Consider the following 2,371-nt stretch of genomic DNA (forward strand, 5'->3'; position numbering starts at 1 on the left):
CAACAAGATATAGGAGGAAAGGAATATGCTTCAGATGGCTAATTATGAGTTTATCAGGAAACAGCACTTCGTGCTAGGCAAACCCATCCGACAAATCTCAAGAGAGAGTGGATATTCAAGACAAGTGATTCGAAAGGCGCTTACTTCAACTGAAATTCCAGTGTACAAGCTTTCCAAATCAAAGCCTCGCCCTGTTATAGACTCCGTTAAACCCATAATCTTGGAATGGCTGCACCAAGATGAACAAGCCCCGCCAAAGCAGCGTCATACTGCAAAACGTATCTATCAAAGACTTGTAGAGGAATATGATTTCACCGGCGGTGAATCTACCGTTCGTCGCTATGTTAGAGAGCTGCGAGTCTGTCCACCAAAAGCGTTTGTTCCCCTTGAATTCCCTCCTGGGAAGTTCGCTCAGTTTGACTGGGGCGAAGTGGATGTTATCCTGCTTGGAAAGCAGATCACGGTTCAAGTGTTTTGTTTACGTTGTACGTATAGTCGGAAGATCTTTGTCAAAACATTCTTTCATCAGAAGACGGAGGCTCTCTTGCAAGGTCATGTTGATGCCTTTGAGTTTTTTGGAGCAGTTCCTCAGACCATCACCTACGACAATCTAAAGACCGCCGTTAAAAAAATTCTCGAAGGGAAGAACCGAGAAGAACAAGAACGGTTTACTCAGTTGCGTGCACACTACCTTTTTGAAAGCCACTTCTGTGAACCAGCAAAGGGAAACCAAAAAGGGCAAGTTGAAAACCTTGTGAGGTACACAAAACAACAGTTCTTTACTCCAATACCCTCTGTATCATCCTTAGACGAATTGAATCAATGGCTAATTGAAAAATGTATGGCATACGAGAACCAAAAGGTTCCTCGTTCCTCTATGACTGTAGGAGAAGCATTCTTGCAGGAGAAAGATCAGATGCTACCATTGCCTTCTCGTTCTTTGGAATGCTACCGCGAGGTATCACTTAAGAGCAATTCACTTTCAATGATCACATTTGAACAGAATGCTTATTCTGTTCCTGTTTCACACGCTTCTGCCGAACTATCTTGCCGAGTCTACGCTGATGATCTTGCGATCTATCATAAGGGAGAACTAGTGACTACACATAAACGTTGCTTTGAGAAGGGAAAAGAGATTTTGAACTATGACCACTACCTCGATCTTCTTCTCATTCGCCCAGGAGCTGTTCCATACGCCCGACCATTACGTCAGGCTCAATTGCCATTCATCTATCAACAGTTTTTGGATAAGTGCAAACATCGACCTAATGGATTGAAAGAGTTTGTTCGAGTCCTCTTATTACACCGGGAGTTTAATCCTTCTCTAGTAGAAGAGACTCTACGAGAATGCTGTGAAAAGGGATTGTTTCAGTATGATGCCGTAAGGCAAATGCTTTATCAACGGACGTTACCAGAACATCGAATTCCTCGACTTTCACTGGCTAAGAATACTCATGTACCAATGATTCAAGTACAAGCGCCGAACCTAAAACAATATAACGACTTGTTACATAGAAGGAGTGTGGTTCATTGAGTACCTCATTTTTGCTTGAAACCTATGCCAAACGCCTTCGTCTACCCGCCATTAAGAAGTGCTATAAGGAAATAGCTCACGATGCATTGGAACGCCAAATCCCTTACGAGGATTTCCTTCTCGCTCTTTTTGAACAGGAAGTTATGCAACGTGATGCTAATCAGATCGCTTTGAGAATTAAGCAAGCCAAGTTTCCTAGTACGAAAACCTTCGATCAGTACGATTTTTCTTGTATTCCTTCACTGAATAAACCAAAGATTCTCCAACTTGCTCGCTGTGAGTATATTGAAAAAGCTGAGAATGTCATTTTTATTGGGAACTCAGGGACAGGAAAGACGCATCTTTCGATTGCGCTAGGGATGGAGGCTTGTCGTCATGGTTTTACCGTTCAGTTTTGGACAGCCGCTAGAATATGCAACGAGCTAATGGAAGCACAAACTGAGAAGAGATTGCTTCAGTTAGAGAAGCAGTGGATGAAAGTAGATGTTGTTATTCTTGATGAGGTGGGATTTGTCCCCCTAAGCAAATCAGGCGCTGAGCTTCTTTTCCAGTTTTGTTCTGCACGCTATGAGAAAGGGAGTATGATCCTCACCAGTAACTTAGACTTTGCTAATTGGACACAAGTATTTAAAGATGAACAAATGACCGCTGCTCTAGTTGATAGACTTACACATCGGTCACATGTTTTTCCGATGAACGGTGACAGCTACCGGTTTAAGCAGAGTCTTAAACACTCGTGATCATGAAAAAGTTACCCACCCAGCGGGTGGTTATATTTTGCCATGGTGGTCAATTTTTTGATGAGCACGGTGGTCAACTTTTTGGTTGACATTCACA

2 protein-coding genes are annotated in these 2,371 nt (G+C 42.7%); both read left to right on the forward strand.

All coding sequences use genetic code 11. The annotated features are described in order from the left end of the window. Nucleotides 1-25: 25 nt before the first annotated feature. Nucleotides 26-1,534, forward strand: coding sequence for an IS21 family transposase (istA, locus tag ACPW7N_RS26445; RefSeq protein WP_425654861.1), 1,509 nt, complete (start codon nt 26-28; stop codon nt 1,532-1,534). Continuing rightward, the gene (gene istB, locus ACPW7N_RS26450; RefSeq protein WP_425654862.1) at nt 1,531-2,274 is read left to right on the forward strand and encodes an IS21-like element helper ATPase IstB; all 744 of its coding nucleotides are present in this window, start codon (nt 1,531-1,533) and stop codon (nt 2,272-2,274) included. The genes istA and istB overlap by 4 nt, the downstream gene beginning before the upstream one ends. The last annotated feature ends 97 nt before the right edge of the window (nt 2,275-2,371 follow it).

Source organism: Brevibacillus nigriterrae (assembly GCF_049846925.1).
Lineage (GTDB): Bacteria > Bacillota > Bacilli > Brevibacillales > Brevibacillaceae > Brevibacillus_H.

Bases quoted from the DNA above. Each gene is read 5' to 3' on its own strand.
- istA (WP_425654861.1), top strand. From the start codon at position 26: ATGCTTCAGATGGCTAATTATGAGTTTATCAGGAAACAGCACTTCGTG.